The following is a 19,465-nucleotide window of genomic DNA, read 5'->3' as shown; positions in this document are numbered from 1 at the left end:
AATTCCTGGCCGTGGGAGGAGGCGTTCAGTCGCTTGAGAGGTTGCCGTGGCCTTCCGCCATGGCGACAACGACTTTGCGTGGCCCTTTAAACGGCGTGCGCGCGTGGGCGACCAGCATGTTGTCGAGCATCAGCACGTCACCGGCCTGCCAGGGGAACATCACCGTTTCGTCGGCCAGCACACCGCGAACCTCGTCGAAAATGGCGTCGTCGATGGGGCTGCCATCGGCAAAGAAGACGTTGCGGGGCATGTCTTCGGGGTCGAGCATCTCTTCCAGCGACTCGCGTACCTCTGGCTGCAGGTTGGAGACATGGAAAAGATGGCCCTGGTTGAACCACACCCGCTCACCGGTAACCGGGTGAGTCTCTATGCCTTGACATAGCTGGGTGGTACGCAGGTCGCCGTCGGGTTTCCACTCGCAGCGAATCCCCGCCCGGTGGCAGAATGCCTCCACTTCAGCGCGGTCTTCGGTGTTAAACACCTGTTGCCAAGGCATATCGAAATCGCCGTAGTTGCGCACGTAGAGAATGCCGGGTTCGAAACGCTCGCGAATCTCTAACGGCATGCGACGGTAAATCGCGCGGCTATCGGCGATCGGCGTCTCTCCCCCTTCAGGGGCGGCGGTGACGCAGTGGAACCAGATTTTCATCGGCCACTCGCGGGTATAAGCCTGCTCATTGTGGAGGGGAATATGTTGATGGGCGGGGTATTCGGTCGAGGTATAAATACCCGATGACACTGCTGAACGCGGTGTTGAGGCAAACTCATAACTCAGCAGCGGATGACCAAAGGCGGCGGCAAACTGCTGAAAATCGTCCACGGTGGGCACATCAAAGCCTCTTAGCAGCACGCCGCCAACTCGAGTCACCAGGGATTCAATATCCCCACGCAACTCGCCAAAGGCTTCCAGCAGTGGCTGCCCCGGGTAGGCGGGGGATATCATGATGGGCAGCTCCGAGTCAGCAGGCCCCTGACGTTCGGGAATGGCGTTGGTGGGTTGCGTTGGGATTGCGCTTTGATTATCCATGATGGATCTCCTGAAAAGTCGTTGAGTCGCGTTGGCCCTGTGCGCCATGGGCATAGCAGGTACAGCCCGCGTCGACATAGCTTTTGTCGAGATAGCCCAGGGCGGCGGCATAGCCACTCGGCGCTGACAGCGGCCATGCTTGCAAAGAGGATGAAATGGGGAGCGAGTGCTCAAGGTGATAGGTGCCTGATGGCCCAGGAGCGGGCATAACCGAGAGCGCCTGCAAATGCTCTGCAATGCCCAGGCCCAGGGCTTTGAGCACCGCCTCTTTAACCACCCAGCGCTCCATGAAGGGCAGTGCGTGGTCGAGCTGCTCGCTCGGCGATAGCACCAGCTCGCTCAGCGGTGCAAGTTCGGCCTCCGACCGGCAGCGCTCAATATCGACCCCCACCGCGCCGCCGGGAGCAAGCGCGATCAGAGCGACATGGCCAGAGTGGGAAATATTGAAGGCCGGCCCATTAGCGCTTTTCAGGCGTGGCTTGCCGAAGGTGTTGTGGGTAAACATCAGCTTTTCTGGCGCTATACCAGTGTGCACTGATAGCAGTCGCCGCAGGGCTGCACGTGTCGCCACGGCGCGGAAGACATCGGGGTGACGGCGAAGCCGCTGGGCGCGCTGCCACTCGGCCTGGCTCAGCAGCCGCTCGTCGTCGACGGCCACCGGGGCGTCCAAGTCAAGCGCCAAGCGCCAGACTTCAAGGCCCTCAGGGGTGCCTTCAGCTAACCGCAGGCGCTGCATGGGGCACCTCCTCAAGCCGTCGGGTCAGCGCGCGCTCGATGGTCGCCAGCACCTGGGCCTGCTGCTGACGAATAAAGAAGTGACCGCCGTCAAACCAGTTCAACGCGAACGCCCCACCCGCTTCCCGCTGCCACGCGTCCAGGCGTTCGCTTTCGACATCGTCATCGCGACCGGCGAGCACCTGTAGGGGGTATGCAAGCGTCGCACCGCCGCGATAGCGGAAACTGCGGCAGAGACGATAGTCCGCTGCCATTACATCGAGCGTGAGGCGTAGCAGTTCCGGGCTTTCGAATACCTCCTCTGGGGTACCGCCCTGCTGGCGAAGATCCGCAATCAGGCCTTTGTCGTTATCAAGTCCCGCCAAGCGGTCTGGGTCGCGCATTGAGGGCGCCGCGCTGCCCGAGGCGAACAGCATCCGCGGCTGAGGGCGCCCCACATCGCGCAAGCGAGCGGCCATGCCATAGGCCAGCAACGCCCCCATGCTGTGACCGAACAGGGCGAAGTCGCCGCGCATCCGAGTTGCCTGCTCTTCGCACAGCCTCACGACCTGGGTCTCGAAGTCATCGATGAGCGGCTCACCCAGGCGCTCGCCACGCCCAGGCAGCTCGACGGGATAGACCTCGATCCAGGCGGGCAACTGACGCTTCCAGCGCAGATACATGGTGGCGCTGGCCCCGGCACAAGGCAGGCAGAGCAGTCTCAAGCGCTTAACCGGCATTCACCTGCTCCGCCTCGCTGTTGGCCTGCTCATCCATCCACTGACGTAGCGACAAGGGCCGCATATCGGTCCAGGTCTTTTCCACGTAGTCGAGGCAGGTTGGCTTATCGCCGAGCACACCGGTGTCGGTCCATCCAGGGGGAATCGCCTTCCACTCGGGCCAGAGGGAGTACTGCTCTTCGTGGTTGACCAATACGCGGAAGACGGCATCTTCACGATCAAAACAGCTTGTCATGGGACTAACCTCACCATTGTCTAAGGAATGAGAAATAAAACGCAATTGCTTCTCATTACATGATGACGAGTGAGGTATCAGAAAATTTAACGGGAAAGAAAATCAATCAGTCTGGGACCAGCAGCCTGTCGGACTTAAGGCTGTCCGGGTGCGCACAAGGCGCTAAACCGTCGTAGAGGGGAGAGCAGGCATGGAAAAGGAAATAGGAAGGAGAGAAAACCACCGTTTGTCAGCGACGCTCATCACTGCGCGGGACCATCCCCGTCAGCAACCATAGCTGTTCGGCTTCACGGAATACCCGGCGATGCTGGGAAGACGCCGCTAGCCATGCATTGAGCGCCTCGCGATCCGCATCACTCAACGTTTCTTCATGCTCGCGCATCAGCCAGTCCAGGGCTGTTTGCCACACGGCTTCATCGCCGCTGTCGTTATTCATCGTTACCGTCTAGCCTCGCTACTGCTGCCCGATCAATCATTGGACCGGAAAGCGCCTGCTACTAACAACGCTTTCACTATGTGCTGACAGTGTAACAAAGCGACAACAAAAGCGGCACAGCGAACGTCTGCTTATCTGCCTGGCAACGACGTGCCTCGCAGCGACTGACGGCAATGAGTTAGCGCATCACGAATCATGAAGTTGACTGACGTGGTGGAAACCCCCAGCAACTGAGCCACTTCCCGTTGCGTATGGCTTCCCGAACGGTAGAGCTCAAAGGCGCGCCGCGTTCGCTCGGGCAGCTCATCCAGTGCGTCCACCACCTGGGCCAGAGACTGGCGATCAATGGCAATCACTTCTGGGGAGTGTGAGGCGCAGGAAGCGTTATCCCCCTCCTCCTCTTTTGCAAACAGCGTTGACTCAAAGGCCGAGCGGCGGCAGCGGTCAATGGCAAGGTTGCGCACCACACGCGACACGTAGGATATGGGCTGCTTCATCTCAAACAGCGTGGTGGCCTCTGAAATTTTCAGGTAGGCATCCTGCAATACATCATCGGCTTGATCAGTATTGCCCAGCACCCTTGAAGCGACACAGCGGAGCCGGGGGCGCTGATTGACGAAAATATCCTCTAATTCAGCGCTCCAGGGGTGGACATCCATAGCCTGGCCTCCTGCCTTGATTGACACTACGGAATAAAAAGCAATAATTATTATTTGCGTTAAAACGCAGTAAGTCAAATGCTGAACACTAACCCGCTTTTTATAACGATATGCTTGTTGGCGTTATTTTAAAAACGTGATTTTCACCCGCTTGGGCAGGTTTTCCTCCAGCCATAAAGCAACATTGACACCGCGCCAAACGCGCCGATACCATAAACAGTAATGATTCACATTAAATTTTAAATGAACTCCATTGCAGGGGCACACCGGTGACAAAACCACTTTCTACAAGCAGCCGCTGACGGCTGCTGTTGCCATGGCTGCCTGCAGTACGCCAACAGTGGTGTTTGCTCAGAATGCCGAACAGCGCGAATCGTGGTCGATGACCCACTCAACACCAACTTCCTGACACAGATGGGCGAAATGCGCAGCAACACCCGAGAAATTCGGGGGACGAACCGATCAGGGACTCCGGTTCAATACACAGGAATAATCGTGACATATCAACAAAAGACGTTTTATCGCTCTGTACGTCACCCATGCATGGCCTGGTCGATCGCATTGTTCATCAGTTTATGGATGAGCAATGCCTCTATGGCCAGCGACGAAAACAGCGTCGCGCCCTTGGCGACCTTTGACTTCGCCATCGCGGAAACCCTCAATGCGATTGATCATCCGCCCAGATTTCTGTCGGGTCTGAGAGGTTATGAAACCTACTCCCGCCAGGATGGCATTCTTCCCGATACGACCAACCTGGGTTACCGCCATCTCCCTAACCTTGAGCTACTGGCAAGCGATCCTCCAAGCCATATCCTGATTTCTCCACCTGCTCATGCCAGCTTACTTCCGCGGCTCAGGAACATTGCGGATGTCAAGGAGTACCCGCTTTATCAACATGCCGATGGCGAGGGCGAGCATAACGGCTGGGAAACCATCGAGGAATTGACGCTTCAGCTTGGCGATTTGGTGGAAGATCCTGACGCGGCGGAACGTTATATCAAGCAGTCCCGTCGCCACTTCACATCTCTTAAACAAGCGCTTGCGGATATCGACTCGCCTTTGTTGGTGGTGCGCCTGATGGATGAGCGCCATGCCCGGGTGTATGGCGCAGGCAGTGTGGAAGGCATGATGTTGAATCGCCTGGGTCTCGAGAACGCATGGCAGAAAGACCTAGGCCAATGGGGAATGACAACCGTCAGCGCAACGCCTCTGTTTGATATCGATGCCAAGCTGGTGTTTCTCGACAGTCCCTACGGCCCCGACGGGGGTGTAGAACAACTCATCTCGGATGGCCAATGGCGACACTTGCCAAACGTTAAACAGGGCAACTATACGATTATTCCCGTTAATTATTGGTCCTGGGGAGGCCTCCCTGCCGCCCGGCGCTTTGCCGATAGTCTTGCCAGCTATCTTAGTGAGGGCGGCGGCACTAGAAGTTTAAAACAGTGAGCCTAAGCAAACACGCCACTGTCATCACCATGTAACGAATGGCTAGTTACCTTTATCAAACGATTTACTAACCACCATAAACGCACCCAGAACGACGAATATCCAAAGGAAAACAAGATGCTTGATAGCCTCGATGACCTGCTCGAAACGCTCAAGCAAGCCGCTTATGAAGCTGGCACCTTGTTGCGCGAGGGGTATTCGCAAAAGGGGCGGATTGCCTTTGAGCAAAAGGGCGCGTCTGATTTCGTGACTTACTACGATACAACGGCTGAAAATATCATTATCGACTGTATCGGCAGCGCTTTTCCCGATATTGCCTTTCTTGGTGAGGAAAGCGGCCTGACGCCCAGTTCCGATAGCGACTATACCGTGGTGATTGATCCGCTGGATGGCACCAATAACTTCCTGCACGGCGTGCCACATTTTTCGGTGTCGATCGCGGTCACCAAAGGTAATGAGCTCGTCATGGGCGTTGTCTATCAACCGCTGCTTGATGAAATGCTTTGGGCGGCCCAGGGCATGGGGGCTTTTCTCAATGATCGAAAGCTCACCACACCTTCGCCTCGCCCAATGACCGAAATGCTGGTGAGCACTTGCCTGCCCTACCATGCCAAAGGCGATTGCGCCACGGCCCTGAACCAGCTTACCGCGCTGATGCCACAAGTGGCTGGCATCCGCACCCCTGGCTCGGCGGCGCTCGAGATCGCTTACGTCAGTCTGGGCCGTTTTGATGCCTTTTGGTCCCAGGGCGCCAAGCTTGAGTTCTGGGATATTGCCGCGGGCATTGTGATTGCCCGAGAAGCAGGCTGCAGCGTTACCGACCTCGCTGGTGAGGCGCATCCCGGCGAATGGAATAGCCTACTTGCAGCCCACTCCGAGCGGCATGGACAACTGTTGACGTTGATGAAAAACGACTAAACCGCATTGCCATGCCCCTGATCGGCACCTCTCCTTCTGACTACCGATAGCGCGCTTGCGCAGAGCGCAGTCGCTCCCGCGTGATTTTTTTCCATTTCTTTGTTAAAAATGAGAACTATTAGCACTAGAATGGAGCCATGGTCATTAACGCATCGCTAGGAGGGATTCATGTTCGAGGTCAAAGGGGCCACCTTCGAAATCAATGGAAAACCGATTCTAACGCCCATTGAACATAGCTTTCAGGAAGGCAGGATTTACGGCCTTATTGGCCATAATGGCTCGGGCAAGTCGACCTTGATAAAGCTCATGGCCCAGCAGCAGCCTACCAGCCAGGGAGAGATCTACTTTGACCAGCGCCCGCTGAGTGATTGGGGCAACCGCGAGTTCGCGCGCCAAGTCGCCTACCTGCCTCAGCACCTGCCCAGCGCCGAGAGCCTGACCGGGCGCGAGCTGGTGGCCTTTGGCCGCTACCCTTGGCACGGCCTGCTGGGGCGCCACACCCAAAAAGACAAGGACGCTATTGACCGCGCCATTGCCCTCACCCACACCGAGGACTTCGCCGACCGTCTGGTCGATACGCTTTCCGGCGGCGAGCGCCAGCGGGTCTGGCTTGCCATGCTGTTGGCACAGGGCAGCCGTTTTCTACTCCTGGATGAGCCACTTGCAGCGCTGGATATCGCCCACCAGATCGAAGTCCTGGCGCTGATTCGCAAGCTGTGCGATGAGCTAAACCTCGGGGTGATTATCGTGCTGCACGATATCAACATGGCCTCGCGCTACTGCGATGAGTTGATGGCGCTGCACAGCGGCCGCCTACTGGCCTGCGGCTCCCCCAATGACATGATGTGCGACAGCACCTTGGAAGCGATTTACGGGCTCCCCATGCAGGTCATGAAGCACCCGAACGGGGAGCACAATATCGCCGTGGCGCAGTGACGCGCCAGCCTTTCCAGCCAGTCACATGGCGTTTGTGCAATGCTGGATTTCATCCCCCATCTGGTTGAGCAGCGCGTCGTAAAGCTCGGGGCCAGGCGTTAGGTCAACGCCCAGGGGGTCCATGACGCCGATATAGGTATCGGTATCGCCAAAGACGGCATCGACAATTTGCGGGTTAAACTGCGGCTCGCTGAAGACGCAGTGAATGTCCTCTTCGTTGACCATTGTTTGAATAGCTTCAATGCGTGCAGGGCTGGGTGAGGAGGCATCGCCGATGGAAATCGCGCCCGCTGCCGTTACATCAAACGCCTTCTCAAAATACTGATAGGCGTCGTGGAACACGATAAAGCGAGTACTCTCGCTGGTAGCCAAGCGCTCTTCGATGTCTTGCTCAAGTGATTCAAGCGCTTGTCGACCTTTCGCCGCATTGTCACGGTAATAATCTGCGTTTTCCGGGTCCAGTTCACCAAGCTGCTGGGCAATGGCGTCGAGCCAACGCCGTGCGTTGTCAGGATCCATCCAACCATGCGGGTCTTGTCCGTCGTGATGATGGGCATGATCATGACCATGGTCGTGGTCGTGGTCGTGGTCAGCGACATCGAACGTCGCGCCTTCGCGATAGGCAAAGGTGTTGATGTCGGAGACGCGCATCAACTCCAGATGCCTGGCATCGCCGGCCAGATTCTCCACCGGGCCTGATAGCCATGGCGTTAGATCGTTGCTTACCCATACAACCAGATCGGCATTATCCAAGGCGTCTGCTTCCGAGGGCCGTAGTGAATAACCGTGGGGGGATGCGCCGGGCTGGATGAAAAGCTCGGGTGACCCACGATCACCCATCACCTTGGCCACCAGTGAATGCACGGGCGGGATATCCACCGCCACACGGGGAACATCGGCCAAGGCCGTCAAGGGAAGGCCCACCAACAGCGGTAAGGCGTAATGTGCCAAGCGATACGTCATGGCTCTCTCCTAATGGTCAACAGCAGGTAAATAATCGTCGTCTTATGGTCAGGCGCTTTTGGCCGCACTTTGTCTTGGCCGCCCACACTATATATGTTATAACATAACAATTAATACGTAAGCCAGAGTTTGCCTGCTGATGCTCCAATCTATTACCCCTAGCGCTCCCCTTTTGCGCGCCTGCCAACTCAACGTACGCATCGGGGGAAAACCGATTCTTGAAGACATCCACCTGGCGCTGCATCGAGAAGAAATCGTCACGTTAATTGGCCCCAACGGGTCGGGAAAATCCACGCTGGTCAAAACGCTGGTGGGCGCCATCAAGCCAACGTCAGGCCGTGTGGAAATCGACGCAGGCCTGAATATCGGTTACGTGCCCCAGCGGCTGCATCTAGACCCGACGCTCCCCATCACCGTCTCGCGCTTTATTAACCTTCCCCACCGCCACCCCCGGGACGATGTGCACCAGGCGCTGACAAATGCCGGGGTTGAAGGGTTACACAATACGGCGATGAGCCAGCTGTCCGGCGGGCAGTTGCAACGCGTGTTGCTGGCTCGTGCGCTCATCAACAGGCCCGACATCCTGATTCTCGACGAAGCCACACAGGGGCTTGATTATCGTGGCGTCGCTGACTTCTACCAAAAGATCGAAGAGGTCCGCCAATCCTATCGCTGCGGGATTTTGATGGTGAGCCATGACCTGCATGTGGTGATGCGCACCGCTGATCATGTGTTGTGCCTGAACGGCCACATCTGCTGCGAGGGCAAACCCGAGCGGGTTGCCTCCTCCCCCGACTATCAGGCGTTATTCGGCGAGCAGACAGCCCAAATGCTCGCCGTTTATCGCCACCAACACGAGGAAGCTGCCCATGCTGGATGATTTCATGTGGCGCGCGACCCTGGCGGGCCTTTTCGTCGCCCTTGCCGCCGCGCCGCTCGGTTGCTTTGTGGTCTGGCGACGCATGGCGTACTTCGGCGATGCAACCTCTCACGCTGCCATTCTCGGCGTTGCATTGGCGTTACTGCTTAATATCTCTATTTTTGCAGGCGTGTTAATGATTGCCCTGACCATGGCCGCCTGCGTGACGTTGCTCAGCGGACGTGGCTATGCCATGGATACCCTGCTCGGGGTCATGGCGCACTCGGCCCTGGCGATTGGCTTGGTTGCCGTTTCGTTTATATCGGGCGTACGTGTCAACCTCAATGCCTATCTATTTGGCGATATTCTGGCCGTTGGCAAAGACGACTTATGGGTCATCGGGGGCGGCACGCTGATGGTGTTGGCGTTACTCGGCTGGCGCTGGTCGGCACTGCTGACCGCCACGCTCAGCGATGAACTCGCCCACGCCAGCGGCATTCAGCCACGCCGGGAGCAATTAGTTCTCACGCTCTCTCTCGCTATGGTCGTGGCGGTGGCGCTCAAGGTTGTGGGTGCCTTACTGATTGCCGCCCTGCTGATTATCCCCGCCGCAACGGCCCGGCCTTTCTGCCGAACCCCCGAAATAATGGCCCTGGTAGCGGCAGGCATTGCGTCATTGGCGGTCACCTCGGGGCTTAAAGCGGCTTACCTCTTCGATACCCCGACTGGCCCGACCATTGTCACCCTGGCCGCTGGGTTTTTCCTGCTCTCGACGATCGCCATGCAAGGCGTGCGCTACCTAGGTCAGCACTAAACAGGTCAGCGCTAATCAGGTCAGGTGGTTATCCCAGCGGATTTCCAGGCTGGCCAGCAGCTCGGGCGTTGCCGAGCCAGGGATTACCCGGTAAAGCCCGCCCTGGCCGGAGGAGACCAGAAAGCCGCCGTTGCCATCACAGCGGGCGCCGGCGGCGTCGGGCAGTTCCAGGCTGGTGGTCAGACGGCCTTGTTCAGCATCCAGCAGCAGCACCCGATTGCCGCGCGGGGCAGTCACCAGAACATTGGTCGAGACGCGGCTAAACGCGACGCTGGCGGTGTATTGGTGCAGGCTGGCGGTGACCTCATCGGGCAGCGCCAGTTCTGAAAAATGCCCGGCGGCATCCAGGCGGCAAATCAGCGGATGGGTCTCCCACTCGGGGCCTTCGAACTGATAACCCGCAATCACCGTGCCGTCCGCTGCCACGTCCAGATGACGGCAGCTTAACTGGTGGTGCGAGGGCTCGTGATGGGCCAGAATTTCGCCGCTATGGCGATCCATCAGCACCAGTGCCGGGGCCATGGTGTCCAGGTTGAGCTTTACCCGGCCGTAGTCGGGGTGGGTCTGAATGCCGCCCAAGCCAATGACCAGGGTGTCACCATCCGGCATCAACCGAAGCTCGTGAGGGCCAATGCCCTCCAGCGGCATATCACGCACATGGGCGTAGCCGTTGGCAGCGTCGTAAACCCGCACCAGCCCAGCGCTATCCGCCAGGCGATTGGCGGTGACATACAGATATCGCCCACTCAGATCGAACACGCCATGCCCGTAGAAGTGGTAACCCTCCCCGGCGTTGATGGTATGGGCGAGTTGGCGGCTGTCGCCGTCGATCACATGCATCCGCGTACCGGGGCGCCGGGCGAACAGCACCGCCTGGCGGGAATCTGGCCGTAAACAGCCTCCATGACAGCGCTCGGGCACCTCGATCATAAACCGGGCCTGGCCATCCAGCGCCACTCCGGCGATAAAATGCCCACCGCCGGGGTCATCCACCGCGCTAAACAGCCAATCCACTTCCTCACGAGCGGGCAGTGCCCAGCTCAACGGGGTCAGCGCCATGGCGACGCTGCCCAACCCTACCTTGAGTACCTGGCGTCGCTGCATGGCTCAATCCCCGTCGCTTGAATTGAAGCCGCGTACCAGGCCAAGTTCGCCAGCGACCTCGTTACCCAGCAGATGGCGTAACTGGCTGATATCCAGATAGAGCGACTGCAGACCGCGAAACACCGCTTCGTCGTCCAGAGCAGACACCAAGCCCGACGGCTGTTCGCTAGCCTGGGCGAGCGTCTTATCCAACTGATCACGAAACGCCTCGGCGAGCGGCAGCGCATCAACCTCACGCAACAACGCGGTAAGGCCGGGCAAGAAGCCGGTACGCAGGCCCTCCAGGCTGCTTTCTACCAAGCGGATCGAGTTGTCGCTGCGCCAAGCTTCCGCCAGATAGCCGTTGGCGGGAGCCCCTTTGAGGCCCATGGGTTCACCCAGGCGTTTATCTTCGAGCAGTTCAAGGGCCTGGATAGCGCTGGCTAGGGTGGTTTCGGTGTAGTCAGCGGTCGCAAGATAGTGTTCACCGAAGGCCTGCCAGTCGCGCTGCAGGGCACTGGTGGTATCCGCAAGATGGGTCGTGATGGCCTGCATGAGCGCACAGGCATTCGGCTCGCCAAGGGCCTGCTGATCCATGGCGTCGTCATAAAGCAGGTACTCCAGAGCGGGAAAGCCCTGGATCGCCACGCTGTCGCGGGCAATCGCCTGAGCATCCGGTGCGTCGGGCGCTTTCAGCCAGCCGTTCACCTTGCGGCCAACCAGGTTCTTGCGATCCGGCCAGAACTGCAACTGCCAGCCCCGGCTGTTCTGCTCCACCGGGCCAAACTGGATAAAGCGCACCGCCTGCCAGGCCTGATAAGCGCTCAGCCAGTCATCTTCCAGCCGCTGCCTGAGTGCTTCGTCGGGGCCCTGACAGAAACGCGCGGCGCTAGTCTCCAGACGCTCGGAGGCGGCGCTCAACTCGGCGTACTGCATCTCCACGGCGCTGTGCCACATTTCCCTCGGGGTGGTGTTCTCCGTAGCAAAAGAAAGCGGTGCCGCCAGAAACGCACAGGCCAGCAACCCCAGTCGTCGAAACGCAGCCATCATCTAAACTCCTTGGCAATCAAGCCTTTCAACCATTCAACGCCCTTTACAGGGATTCAAGAAAACGAATGAGGTCAGCGCGCTGGTCTTCGGGCAACTCAAGGTAGCCCTGGGTGGCCTCGTCAGCTTCGCCCCCGTGCCAGAGAATCGCTTCTTCCAGGGTGCGGGCGCGGCCATCGTGAAGAAACCCCGCCCTGGGATTGACCGTTTGCGCCAGCCCGATGCCCCATAACGGCGGGGTGCGCCACTCACGACCATCGGCCTTGAACTCGCTGCGCTTGTCCGCCAGGGCATCGCCCATGTCGTGGAGCAACAGGTCGCTATAAGGCCATATTATCTGATCCGCTAACGCCGGGCGGTCGGCATCCGCTGCGGTACGATGACGGGGCGTATGGCAACTGGCGCAGCCCAGCGCGCTGAACCGTTCAGCCCCTCGCTGAACCGCCGGGTCATCCATATGGCGGCGCATGGGCACTGCCAGACTGGAGGCGTAGAAGGTCACGAAGTCGGCCACGTCGTCGCTGACTTCGGGGTTACCGCCGTTAGGGAAGTTATCGCAGCCCTGGCTTGGCATGCAGTCGGTTTGCGGTACCAGGCTGGACGTCAGCCCCATATCGCCGGCAAAGGCGTGCATGCCTTGCTGCTCGATGCTGGGCTCGCCGGCTTTCCAGCCAAAACGCCCGACCACCGTGGTGCCCCGGCGCACGTCCCACACCCGGTTGGCACGGCCGGAAATGCCGTCGCCATCGGCGTCGTCAGGGTCCGCGGCGGCCAGCAGATCGGCGTCGGGAATCGCCGCCAGCAGCCCCAGGCCAATCATCGGCGGTGCCAGCCGCGGCGAAGTCTGCAAATCCCCGGGCAGCTCGCCGTAGGCGGGCTCGGCAATCGTGTAGACCGGTTCCTGCAGGGTAACGCTGGTGCCATCGGCAAACGTCACTTCCCGAGGGCGATAGTCGATCAGCATTTTGGCCTCTGGCTGCGCGCCTGATATCGCCGCCGTTTGTAGCTGTAGACCGTAGTTGGGTACGGGGAGCGCGCCGCGCTGCTCCAGAACCTCCGGCTCCGCTTGCTGAGGAGGCAGCGAGAGGCGCAGAAACAGCGCGATAGGGTTTTCGTCTCCGGTCGGCGGGTGGCCGCGTCCATCTTTTATGTGACAGCCCTGGCAGCTATTGGTATTGAAGAGCGGCCCCAGGCCATCGCGGGCCTCAGTGCTGGCGGGGGCCGCCACCCAGGGGTTACGGAAGAAACTGTTGCCGACGCTGAAATCCAGCCGCTTGGTCATGGACATGTTGCCCAGCGGCAGCGAGTAGGCGTTGTGGTCGAACTGCTCCACCGACCCATCACCGCCGCTCATGGGCGTGGTCTGAAGGGGATAATCCTGGTCAGGTGATTCGGCTGCCTGCGCGGACATGGTCATCAGCACCAGCAGAAGACCGGATAGCGAACACCGGCTTGGCGAGACACGGAATAAGCGGTACATGGGAATACCTTGAGGCGGATGTCGCGTGACACGAAGCGCAAAAGCCGCACGGTGACGAAGCCACCGGCGGCTCATGGGCATCAACAGGTTGAATTAAAACTGATGGCCAGCGTCATCCGGCTGCAGGGACGTCACGCCCAGTTCGCCGGCGGCCTGCTCGATGGAGCCCGTTTGCGCCACCAGGGTGAGAATCGCGTCGTTGATCAATTCGCTGCCCTGCTCATTGCCGGGGGCGATCATCATATCGAAGGCCATTGGCGAGCTTTCCGCTTCCGCCGCCTGTTTGATCGCATCAAGGCGCGCCATCGTGGCGTCGAGCTGCTGACGAAGCTCACCGGCCAACTCGCTGTCTTCCTGCGCCAGCAGGTCTTCGAGGGACGGCCCCTCGACCACGCTGCCGTCAAGGCGCTGATAGGTGCCGGTGTAGATATTCTGAATACCCTGACCGTTGTAGTAGTGGGAATTATGGGTATTGTCGCTGAAGCAGTCGTGCTCATCCTCGAACGAGTTGGCTTCCAGCGCCACCTTCAAGCGCTCACCGGCCAGCTCGCCCAGCGACAGCGAGCCCATGCCGAACAGCATGCGCCGCAGGCCTTCCTGATCGCTTTCCGCCAGCAGTTCCTGGCGATAGTTGTCCTCGCTGTCCGGCGCCCACTGGGCGACCATCCACTCAAGATCGTCGACGAGCAGATCGGATACCGCGTCCAGATAGTCCCGGCGGCGGTCGCAGTGACCGTGGGTGCAGTCGTCGCCGGTTTGATAATCGCTCACCGGGCGCTCGCCGTTGCCTGCCTCAAAGCCATGCAGATCCTGGCCCCAGAGCAGAAACTCGATGGCGTGGTAGCCGCTGGCGACGTTGGCTTCCGAACCGCCAATTTCATTCAGATCGGCGAGTAATTCCGGGGTGATCTCGCTAACGTCCAGGCTTTCGCCCCCCACATTGATTTGCTCGTTGGCAATGATATTGGCGGTGGCACCTTCGTTACCCAGTTCGTGCTGGTAGTCATCGCCTTCGACGTAATCGATCATGCCCTCATCGAGAGGCCAGGCATTCAACTGTCCTTCCCAGTCGTCCACGACGGCATTGCCGAAGCGAAACACTTCACTCTGCTGATAGGGAATACGCGCTTGCAGCCAGGCTTGCTTGGCGGCCTTCAGGTTTTCGTCGGTAGGGTTGGCCAGCAATTCGTCGATACGCTCGTTCAACACCTCGGCGGCGTTGAGCGCATCGGCGTAATTGGCATGCGCCAGGTCGGCATAGTGAGTCACCACCGCATCGGCGCTGACGGTATCGCCAGCGGTGGTGTCGGCAAAAACTGAGGCAAAAGGCAGTAGCGCGCTAAGCGCAACGATGCCTGCAAGAGGGCGACGGAGCATGGTGGCGGGCATGACGGTATCCTTTTAGGTTAAGGCACTACAGAAACGGCTAAAGTAAAATGCTAGGGTTGTTATTGAGCCTCAATGTGAAATGTAATCCATTGGCTCATGGGATTCAATCCCATTTGCAGGCCTATAACGCGTATTGCTGAATATAATCCCGCTTGTTTGCCTTACGTCATTTTCTTCAGCCCTGGGAACACCACTATGCTCGATTACAAACTGCTCCATGCCCTGGCGACCGTGGTGGAATGTGGCGGTTTTGAACGCGCAGGGGACGTACTGGGGCTCTCGCAGTCGGCCGTGTCACAACGATTGAAAGCCTTGGAAGTGCGTTTAGGACAGCCCGTGTTGATCCGCCACCCCCACCTGGCGCCGACCCCCGCCGGCCAGCGGCTGTTAACGCATTACCAACAGGTCCAGCTGTTAGAACGCGACCTGCGTGGCTCATTGCCCACGCTGGATGATCCCGCTCCTCGCCTTCGTATTGCGATTAACGCGGATAGCGTCGTGACCTGGTGGGCCGAGGCGATTGCCGACATCTGTCAGACCGAAGGGCTTTTGCTGGATCTTGTTATCGAAGACCAGGACGTCGGCCTGAAGCGCTTGCGCGATGGCGATGTCGCGGCCTGCCTTTGCGCAACACCGCAGCCGATTGCCGGGGCACGCAGCCTGGCGCTGGGCGAGATGCATTACCACCCGCTTGCCTCCCCCGCCTATGCGGCGCGGCACTTCCCTGATGGACCCAGCGATGAGGCTTTTCAAGAGGCCCCGGCCATCGTCTTCGGCCCACATGATCAGTTGCAGCACCAATTTCTCGCCCAGTGCGGCTACCATGGCCGCTTTCCCTACCACCTATGCCCTTCGTCGGAGGGGTTTATTCGTTTGGCAGCGGCAGGCATTGGCTACGGCATGATGCCCGAGCTACAAACCCATACATTGATCGAAAGCGGCCAGCTGGTCAGCATTGCGCCAGGTCAAACACTTAGCGTCCCACTCCATTGGCACTACTGGCGGCATAGCGGCAACCTGGTGCAGCGTCTCACCGACCGACTTTCGCAAGTTGCGTTGACCTAGATCATCCATTTTTCCTATGCCACCACAAAACCGTTCTACAATGGCGTTAGCCCATTCGAGTTCGGCAGTCCCACGGTGAAAGGCTGAATTATCGTTGACGCAATCCATGTCATCAAAACGACGTAACGGCCAGAGTATCTTAAGCTTCCTTTGTACTTGTATGTACAGCATCGTACTGACGCCATACATAGAGGTTTGGCGATAACGAAGACAATACCCCGGCATCGGTAACAGCTTAAAGGGACATCAGCGCGGGGAGCAGAAGAACATAACCAAAGCGACCTCTTATGTATTCATGTTTTTTGCACCGCAAGGTTTGCGTGGGCTTGCTGCTGCTGATCTGGATAACCTGCTGGCAACCAGCTGTCGCTTCGCTGGTCACCTCTCCTGATCAGTCTCGCTATTCACTTACCGACCACACCCAGTTCTGGCAGAGCAATGAGTCTCTTACGCTTAAGGAGCTGCTTGAACGCAACCCATCATTCACCCAGGCTCAGCACAAAAGCGACTTGAATTTTGGCTATACACCCGACGAGGTGTGGCTGCGCACCCAGGTCGAGAACCCCACGGAACATTCCCAGCGTTGGATCGTTGAGTTTGAATATCCCTTTCTGGATCGCGTCATGCTGCATGTAATGCATGAGCGTTATAATGAACAAAAAATAAGCGGCAGCGCCGTTCCCATAGAGCAACGAGAACTTGCCCATCGCCAGGCTGTATTTCCGCTCAATCTGGCGCCAGGCGAAACGGTCACTCTATATGCCAGGGTCAACGCGGCGGGCAGCAAGATGCTGAACTACAACCTTCTTTCTGAGCAGGCGTTCTACCAGCAGAATGATCGGCACAATTTCTGGCTCGCGACCTATTTCGGCATACTTTTGGGCCTTGGCCTTTATAACCTATTGTTATTTTTTGGTCTCAAAGAGCGCGTCTTTTTATATTACTCGCTATTTACGCTGGGGTTTACCGTCGCGATTTTAACCTTCAACGGCATCGGCACCCTGATGTTCTGGAGCTTCCTGGGCGAAAACACGTCACGGTTGGTCGCGATCGGCTTCATCTTTGCCTCTACCATGGGTACGTTTTTTGCCCAAAGCTTTCTTGAAACGAAAAAATTCACGCCCCGCTGGCATCGCCTGTTGAGCTATTTCCGCGTCTACTGCTTGCTCGCCCTCGTGGCAACTATGCTGCTACCTATTCAGCCAGCCCTGCGACTGATGGACGTGACCGGGTTCATGGCCGCACTGACGATCCTGATATGCGGTATTTACTGCGTCACGCAACGCGTGCCCAGCGCGCGGATATTTGTCTTGGCCTGGTCATTGTTTCTGGTTGGCGCCTGTGTGTTTGCACTGCGCAATTTAGGCATTTTGCCGGCCAATTTTATTACCTTGCACGGCATTCAGATTGGCTCCGCGATGGAAATGCTCTTGTTATCGTTTGCGCTGGCCGCGCGCTTCAACAAGCTGAAGCGACAAAAAGAACGCGCTCAGAACGACATGCTGACGACGCTGAAACGCCAGGAAGCGGTTCTGGAACAAAAGGTTGCCGATCGCACAAAAGCGCTTGAGTACCTAGCCACCCGCGACATGCTGACCGGGCTACTGAACCGTAAAGGCCTCACTGACTGCGCCGAAAAGGCCCTCCAGCGCAGTCAGCATATCGGGCAACCAGTGGCGCTATTCATGCTCGACCTGGACCGTTTCAAGCCCGTTAACGATCAATATGGGCATGAAGCCGGCGATTTTGTACTTCAGCAAGTCGCCAAGCGTATCGAACACCTGGCCCGCACGCACGACCACTGTGCACGCTTCGGGGGAGACGAATTCATTTTATTGATTGAGGGCATTGACGATGCCACCGTCCTCAACGATATTCGCCAACGCCTCAATGCCGCCATACGCAAGCCCATCAAGCTCCCTTGTGGTGAGCTGGTCAGCATTGACGTCAGCATCGGCATGAGCGTCAGCCAAGGTGATCACTATTGCCTGAAGAAACTTATCTACGAAGCCGATGGAAAAATGTACGACGTTAAAGCCAGCCGAGCCGACAGCGATATACGTTACTACTCAGCAAAGCCGTAAGACGAATAGCTTAGTCAAACAGGCTCATACGCTTCATAACGTTGTCACGCTTGATACGCCAGTGATAAAGCGCGCCCAATACATGCAGGGTTACCAGCACCACAATGGCCCAGCCGAGCCAACCATGCCAGGTAAAGAGCCGCTCGGAAAGCGCCGGATGCTCGCCAATGAGTCCTGGCAGGTGCCAATGAAAGAACTCGACTGGGAACCCCCCGCTGGCGGTGGCCGCCCAACCCAATAGCGGCATCACGACCAAGGCCGCATAGAGCAAATGATGCACGCTGGTACTGACGACACGCTCGAAGCCATTCAAGGGTGGGTCGTGGTCGGGTACCACGAACGCGATCCGGGTGATGATGCGTAGCGTCATCAGCAGCAGTATGGTCACGCCCAGCGTTTTATGGCTGGTATACAGCAGGTTGGTAACCCCCGTGCCGATCAACTCTACCGTCCGCTCAAAGCCCAAAAAACCCAGCGTCAAACCGCTCGCCAGCGAGAGTAGTGCCGCCCCCGCCACCAGCCAGTGGAGCACCCGGTGAGGGTAAATATAGTGGTCTAACTCATGCATGCTGTGCTCCTCTGCAACCGCCCAGAATTCGCTTATGTGTGCTTAGTTTAGCGAGTTCTTGGCAACTTCGCTGCTAAAGCCAACGGTCACCGTCAACGCTTGCTGTCATGGTGCCCAGGCATCAACCGGTGCGGCCAACTGCTCGCGGATCAGCTCGCCCAGTCGGCGGGCGGGTTCTGACGGGCGATGCGGTGCGCGGTGGAGTGCCAGTTCGATCATCGGTAGCGATGGCAGGCCACTGGCTTCGTCAAGTGGCCTTAAAAGCGGCGTCAGCATGCTCCGCGTTACCACTACCACAGCCAACCCGGCCGTCACGATCGGTGCCAGCCCTGCCATGGATTGGCTGGTATAGGCGACGCGCCAGTCACGCCCGGCGTTTTTCAGCGCCTGTTCGGCTATCTCACGAAACACATCCGCGCCGGGTGAATACAACGCTAACGGCAGCGGGTCGGTTAACGATGGCTGCTGGTTAACGCCTACCGCCCATATTAAAGGCTCGCGCCGAATGATCTCGCCGCCTGGTGAGTTACGCTGCCGGGTCACCAGCGCCAGATCCAGCTCGGCACGTTTTACGCGTTCCACCAGGTCACCACTGGTACCACACCTGACCTGAAGCCCCACGCCTGGGTATAACTGGTGAAAGTAGGCGAACACGGAAGGCAATAGGGAGGCGTAATCTTCCGGGATGCCCAGGGTCAGTTCGCCGCCCACCTGACGCGCCTGCATGTCACTCCAGGCCTCGTCATTGAGTATCAACAGGCGGCGGGCGTGGTTAAGCAACCGCTCCCCATCCGGGGTAAAGCGGAGTTTGCGCCCTTCGCGCTCGTGAAGGGTCAGCGCCAGTTGGGTTTCCAGACGCTGAAGCTGCATGCTGACGGTCGACTGGGTATAGGCTAGGCGTTTTGCAGCCGCCGTCACGCTGCCGGTGTCGGCGATTGCCACGAGCGTGCGTAGTAACGTCAGGTCCAGCGTTGGCGCCCTCATACATCATATTCCTTG

The 19,465-nt window shown here is 58.4% G+C and carries 20 protein-coding genes; 7 read left to right on the top strand and 13 right to left on the bottom strand.

Annotation, left to right across the window (positions count from 1 at the left end; genetic code table 11):
* Positions 1–25 precede the first annotated feature (25 nt).
* The 6 genes from R3F64_RS08505 to R3F64_RS08480 form a co-directional block, all read right to left on the bottom strand.
* Positions 26–1,027, bottom strand: coding sequence for a TauD/TfdA family dioxygenase (locus R3F64_RS08505; RefSeq protein WP_332610883.1), 1,002 nt, complete (start codon positions 1,025–1,027; stop codon positions 26–28).
* Positions 1,020–1,763, bottom strand: a complete 744-nt coding sequence (locus R3F64_RS08500) for a 4'-phosphopantetheinyl transferase family protein (protein ID WP_332610882.1) — start codon at positions 1,761–1,763, stop codon at positions 1,020–1,022. Before R3F64_RS08500 ends, R3F64_RS08505 begins: the two co-directional genes overlap by 8 nt.
* Positions 1,741–2,481 carry a thioesterase II family protein gene (locus R3F64_RS08495; RefSeq protein ID WP_332610880.1) on the bottom strand — a complete coding sequence of 247 codons (741 nt, stop codon included), beginning with the start codon at positions 2,479–2,481 and terminating at the stop codon, positions 1,741–1,743. Before R3F64_RS08495 ends, R3F64_RS08500 begins: the two co-directional genes overlap by 23 nt.
* Positions 2,471–2,716 carry an MbtH family protein gene (locus R3F64_RS08490; protein WP_085918229.1) on the bottom strand — a complete coding sequence of 82 codons (246 nt, stop codon included), beginning with the start codon at positions 2,714–2,716 and terminating at the stop codon, positions 2,471–2,473. The genes R3F64_RS08495 and R3F64_RS08490 overlap by 11 nt, the downstream gene beginning before the upstream one ends.
* A 229-nt stretch (positions 2,717–2,945) precedes the next feature.
* The gene (locus R3F64_RS08485; protein WP_332610878.1) at positions 2,946–3,152 is read right to left on the bottom strand and encodes a FecR/PupR family sigma factor regulator; all 207 of its coding nucleotides are present in this window, start codon (positions 3,150–3,152) and stop codon (positions 2,946–2,948) included.
* Positions 3,153–3,283: 131 nt separating this feature from the next.
* Positions 3,284–3,811: an RNA polymerase factor sigma-70 gene (locus tag R3F64_RS08480; protein WP_332610877.1), complete on the bottom strand. Its 528-nt coding sequence runs from the start codon at positions 3,809–3,811 to the stop codon at positions 3,284–3,286.
* Positions 3,812–4,306: 495 nt separating this feature from the next.
* Between R3F64_RS08480 and R3F64_RS08475 the strand changes: the two genes are divergently transcribed.
* From R3F64_RS08475 to R3F64_RS08465, 3 genes are all read left to right on the top strand, one after another.
* On the top strand, positions 4,307–5,260 hold the full coding sequence (locus R3F64_RS08475; protein ID WP_332610876.1) for an ABC transporter substrate-binding protein: 954 nt from the start codon (positions 4,307–4,309) through the stop codon (positions 5,258–5,260).
* A 117-nt stretch (positions 5,261–5,377) separates the two neighbouring features.
* A complete protein-coding gene (locus R3F64_RS08470; protein WP_332610875.1) occupies positions 5,378–6,178 on the top strand; it encodes an inositol monophosphatase family protein in 801 nt (266 codons plus the stop codon).
* A gap of 168 nt (positions 6,179–6,346) precedes the next feature.
* The gene (locus R3F64_RS08465; RefSeq protein ID WP_066319705.1) at positions 6,347–7,114 is read left to right on the top strand and encodes an ABC transporter ATP-binding protein; all 768 of its coding nucleotides are present in this window, start codon (positions 6,347–6,349) and stop codon (positions 7,112–7,114) included.
* 21 nt (positions 7,115–7,135) lie between these two features.
* Here the strand turns inward: R3F64_RS08465 and R3F64_RS08460 are convergent, their stop codons facing one another.
* Positions 7,136–8,077: a zinc ABC transporter substrate-binding protein gene (locus R3F64_RS08460; RefSeq protein WP_332610872.1), complete on the bottom strand. Its 942-nt coding sequence runs from the start codon at positions 8,075–8,077 to the stop codon at positions 7,136–7,138.
* Positions 8,078–8,216: 139 nt separating this feature from the next.
* On the opposite strand from R3F64_RS08460, the gene R3F64_RS08455 reads away from it, so the two are divergent.
* Together R3F64_RS08455 and R3F64_RS08450 are read left to right on the top strand one after the other, a co-directional pair.
* Positions 8,217–8,957, top strand: coding sequence for a metal ABC transporter ATP-binding protein (locus R3F64_RS08455; protein WP_332610870.1), 741 nt, complete (start codon positions 8,217–8,219; stop codon positions 8,955–8,957).
* Complete coding sequence (locus tag R3F64_RS08450; RefSeq protein ID WP_332610868.1) at positions 8,947–9,750, top strand: metal ABC transporter permease; 804 nt, start codon at positions 8,947–8,949, stop codon at positions 9,748–9,750. Before R3F64_RS08455 ends, R3F64_RS08450 begins: the two co-directional genes overlap by 11 nt.
* A 15-nt stretch (positions 9,751–9,765) precedes the next feature.
* Here R3F64_RS08450 and R3F64_RS08445 read toward each other — a convergent pair whose 3' ends face one another.
* The 4 genes from R3F64_RS08445 to R3F64_RS08430 form a co-directional block, all read right to left on the bottom strand.
* Positions 9,766–10,854, bottom strand: coding sequence for a DUF1513 domain-containing protein (locus tag R3F64_RS08445; RefSeq protein ID WP_332610866.1), 1,089 nt, complete (start codon positions 10,852–10,854; stop codon positions 9,766–9,768).
* A 3-nt stretch (positions 10,855–10,857) separates the two neighbouring features.
* Entirely contained in the window at positions 10,858–11,883 is a 1,026-nt protein-coding gene (locus tag R3F64_RS08440) for an imelysin family protein (protein ID WP_332610864.1), read from the bottom strand.
* Positions 11,884–11,926: 43 nt separating this feature from the next.
* Entirely contained in the window at positions 11,927–13,360 is a 1,434-nt protein-coding gene (locus R3F64_RS08435; RefSeq protein WP_442908821.1) for a di-heme oxidoreductase family protein, read from the bottom strand.
* A gap of 93 nt (positions 13,361–13,453) precedes the next feature.
* Positions 13,454–14,749, bottom strand: a complete 1,296-nt coding sequence (locus R3F64_RS08430; RefSeq protein WP_332610862.1) for an imelysin family protein — start codon at positions 14,747–14,749, stop codon at positions 13,454–13,456.
* A 195-nt stretch (positions 14,750–14,944) separates the two neighbouring features.
* Here R3F64_RS08430 and R3F64_RS08425 point away from each other — a divergent pair, with 195 nt between their 5' ends.
* Positions 14,945–15,814, top strand: coding sequence for a LysR family transcriptional regulator ArgP (locus R3F64_RS08425; protein WP_268902026.1), 870 nt, complete (start codon positions 14,945–14,947; stop codon positions 15,812–15,814).
* Positions 15,815–16,101: 287 nt separating this feature from the next.
* Complete coding sequence (locus tag R3F64_RS08420) at positions 16,102–17,898, top strand: sensor domain-containing diguanylate cyclase (RefSeq protein ID WP_332610859.1); 1,797 nt, start codon at positions 16,102–16,104, stop codon at positions 17,896–17,898.
* Positions 17,899–17,908: 10 nt separating this feature from the next.
* Here R3F64_RS08420 and R3F64_RS08415 read toward each other — a convergent pair whose 3' ends face one another.
* Both R3F64_RS08415 and R3F64_RS08410 read right to left on the bottom strand, forming a co-directional pair.
* Positions 17,909–18,466: a cytochrome b gene (locus tag R3F64_RS08415; RefSeq protein WP_085918241.1), complete on the bottom strand. Its 558-nt coding sequence runs from the start codon at positions 18,464–18,466 to the stop codon at positions 17,909–17,911.
* Between the two features lie 105 nt (positions 18,467–18,571).
* On the bottom strand, positions 18,572–19,450 hold the full coding sequence (locus R3F64_RS08410; protein ID WP_085918242.1) for a LysR substrate-binding domain-containing protein: 879 nt from the start codon (positions 19,448–19,450) through the stop codon (positions 18,572–18,574).
* Positions 19,451–19,465: the final 15 nt, after the last annotated feature.

The sequence above is a fragment of the Halomonas sp. 5021 genome, assembly GCF_036663435.1.
Taxonomy (GTDB): Bacteria; Pseudomonadota; Gammaproteobacteria; order Pseudomonadales; family Halomonadaceae; genus Vreelandella; species Vreelandella janggokensis.
The sequence above is the reverse complement of the archived record's forward strand: the minus strand, read 5'-3'. Positions and strand labels throughout refer to the sequence as shown.

Coding starts and splice junctions, on each gene's coding strand:
- R3F64_RS08505 (WP_332610883.1), bottom strand. CDS start 1,027: ATGGATAATCAAAGCGCAATCCCAACGCAACCCACCAACGCCATTCCC.
- R3F64_RS08500 (WP_332610882.1), bottom strand. CDS start 1,763: ATGCAGCGCCTGCGGTTAGCTGAAGGCACCCCTGAGGGCCTTGAAGTC.
- R3F64_RS08495 (WP_332610880.1), bottom strand. CDS start 2,481: ATGCCGGTTAAGCGCTTGAGACTGCTCTGCCTGCCTTGTGCCGGGGCC.
- R3F64_RS08490 (WP_085918229.1), bottom strand. CDS start 2,716: ATGACAAGCTGTTTTGATCGTGAAGATGCCGTCTTCCGCGTATTGGTC.
- R3F64_RS08485 (WP_332610878.1), bottom strand. CDS start 3,152: ATGAATAACGACAGCGGCGATGAAGCCGTGTGGCAAACAGCCCTGGAC.
- R3F64_RS08480 (WP_332610877.1), bottom strand. CDS start 3,811: ATGGATGTCCACCCCTGGAGCGCTGAATTAGAGGATATTTTCGTCAAT.
- R3F64_RS08470 (WP_332610875.1), top strand. CDS start 5,378: ATGCTTGATAGCCTCGATGACCTGCTCGAAACGCTCAAGCAAGCCGCT.
- R3F64_RS08465 (WP_066319705.1), top strand. CDS start 6,347: ATGTTCGAGGTCAAAGGGGCCACCTTCGAAATCAATGGAAAACCGATT.
- R3F64_RS08460 (WP_332610872.1), bottom strand. CDS start 8,077: ATGACGTATCGCTTGGCACATTACGCCTTACCGCTGTTGGTGGGCCTT.
- R3F64_RS08455 (WP_332610870.1), top strand. CDS start 8,217: ATGCTCCAATCTATTACCCCTAGCGCTCCCCTTTTGCGCGCCTGCCAA.
- R3F64_RS08450 (WP_332610868.1), top strand. CDS start 8,947: ATGCTGGATGATTTCATGTGGCGCGCGACCCTGGCGGGCCTTTTCGTC.
- R3F64_RS08445 (WP_332610866.1), bottom strand. CDS start 10,854: ATGCAGCGACGCCAGGTACTCAAGGTAGGGTTGGGCAGCGTCGCCATG.
- R3F64_RS08440 (WP_332610864.1), bottom strand. CDS start 11,883: ATGATGGCTGCGTTTCGACGACTGGGGTTGCTGGCCTGTGCGTTTCTG.
- R3F64_RS08435 (WP_442908821.1), bottom strand. CDS start 13,360: ATGTACCGCTTATTCCGTGTCTCGCCAAGCCGGTGTTCGCTATCCGGT.
- R3F64_RS08430 (WP_332610862.1), bottom strand. CDS start 14,749: ATGCCCGCCACCATGCTCCGTCGCCCTCTTGCAGGCATCGTTGCGCTT.
- R3F64_RS08425 (WP_268902026.1), top strand. CDS start 14,945: ATGCTCGATTACAAACTGCTCCATGCCCTGGCGACCGTGGTGGAATGT.
- R3F64_RS08420 (WP_332610859.1), top strand. CDS start 16,102: ATGTATTCATGTTTTTTGCACCGCAAGGTTTGCGTGGGCTTGCTGCTG.
- R3F64_RS08415 (WP_085918241.1), bottom strand. CDS start 18,466: ATGCATGAGTTAGACCACTATATTTACCCTCACCGGGTGCTCCACTGG.
- R3F64_RS08410 (WP_085918242.1), bottom strand. CDS start 19,450: ATGAGGGCGCCAACGCTGGACCTGACGTTACTACGCACGCTCGTGGCA.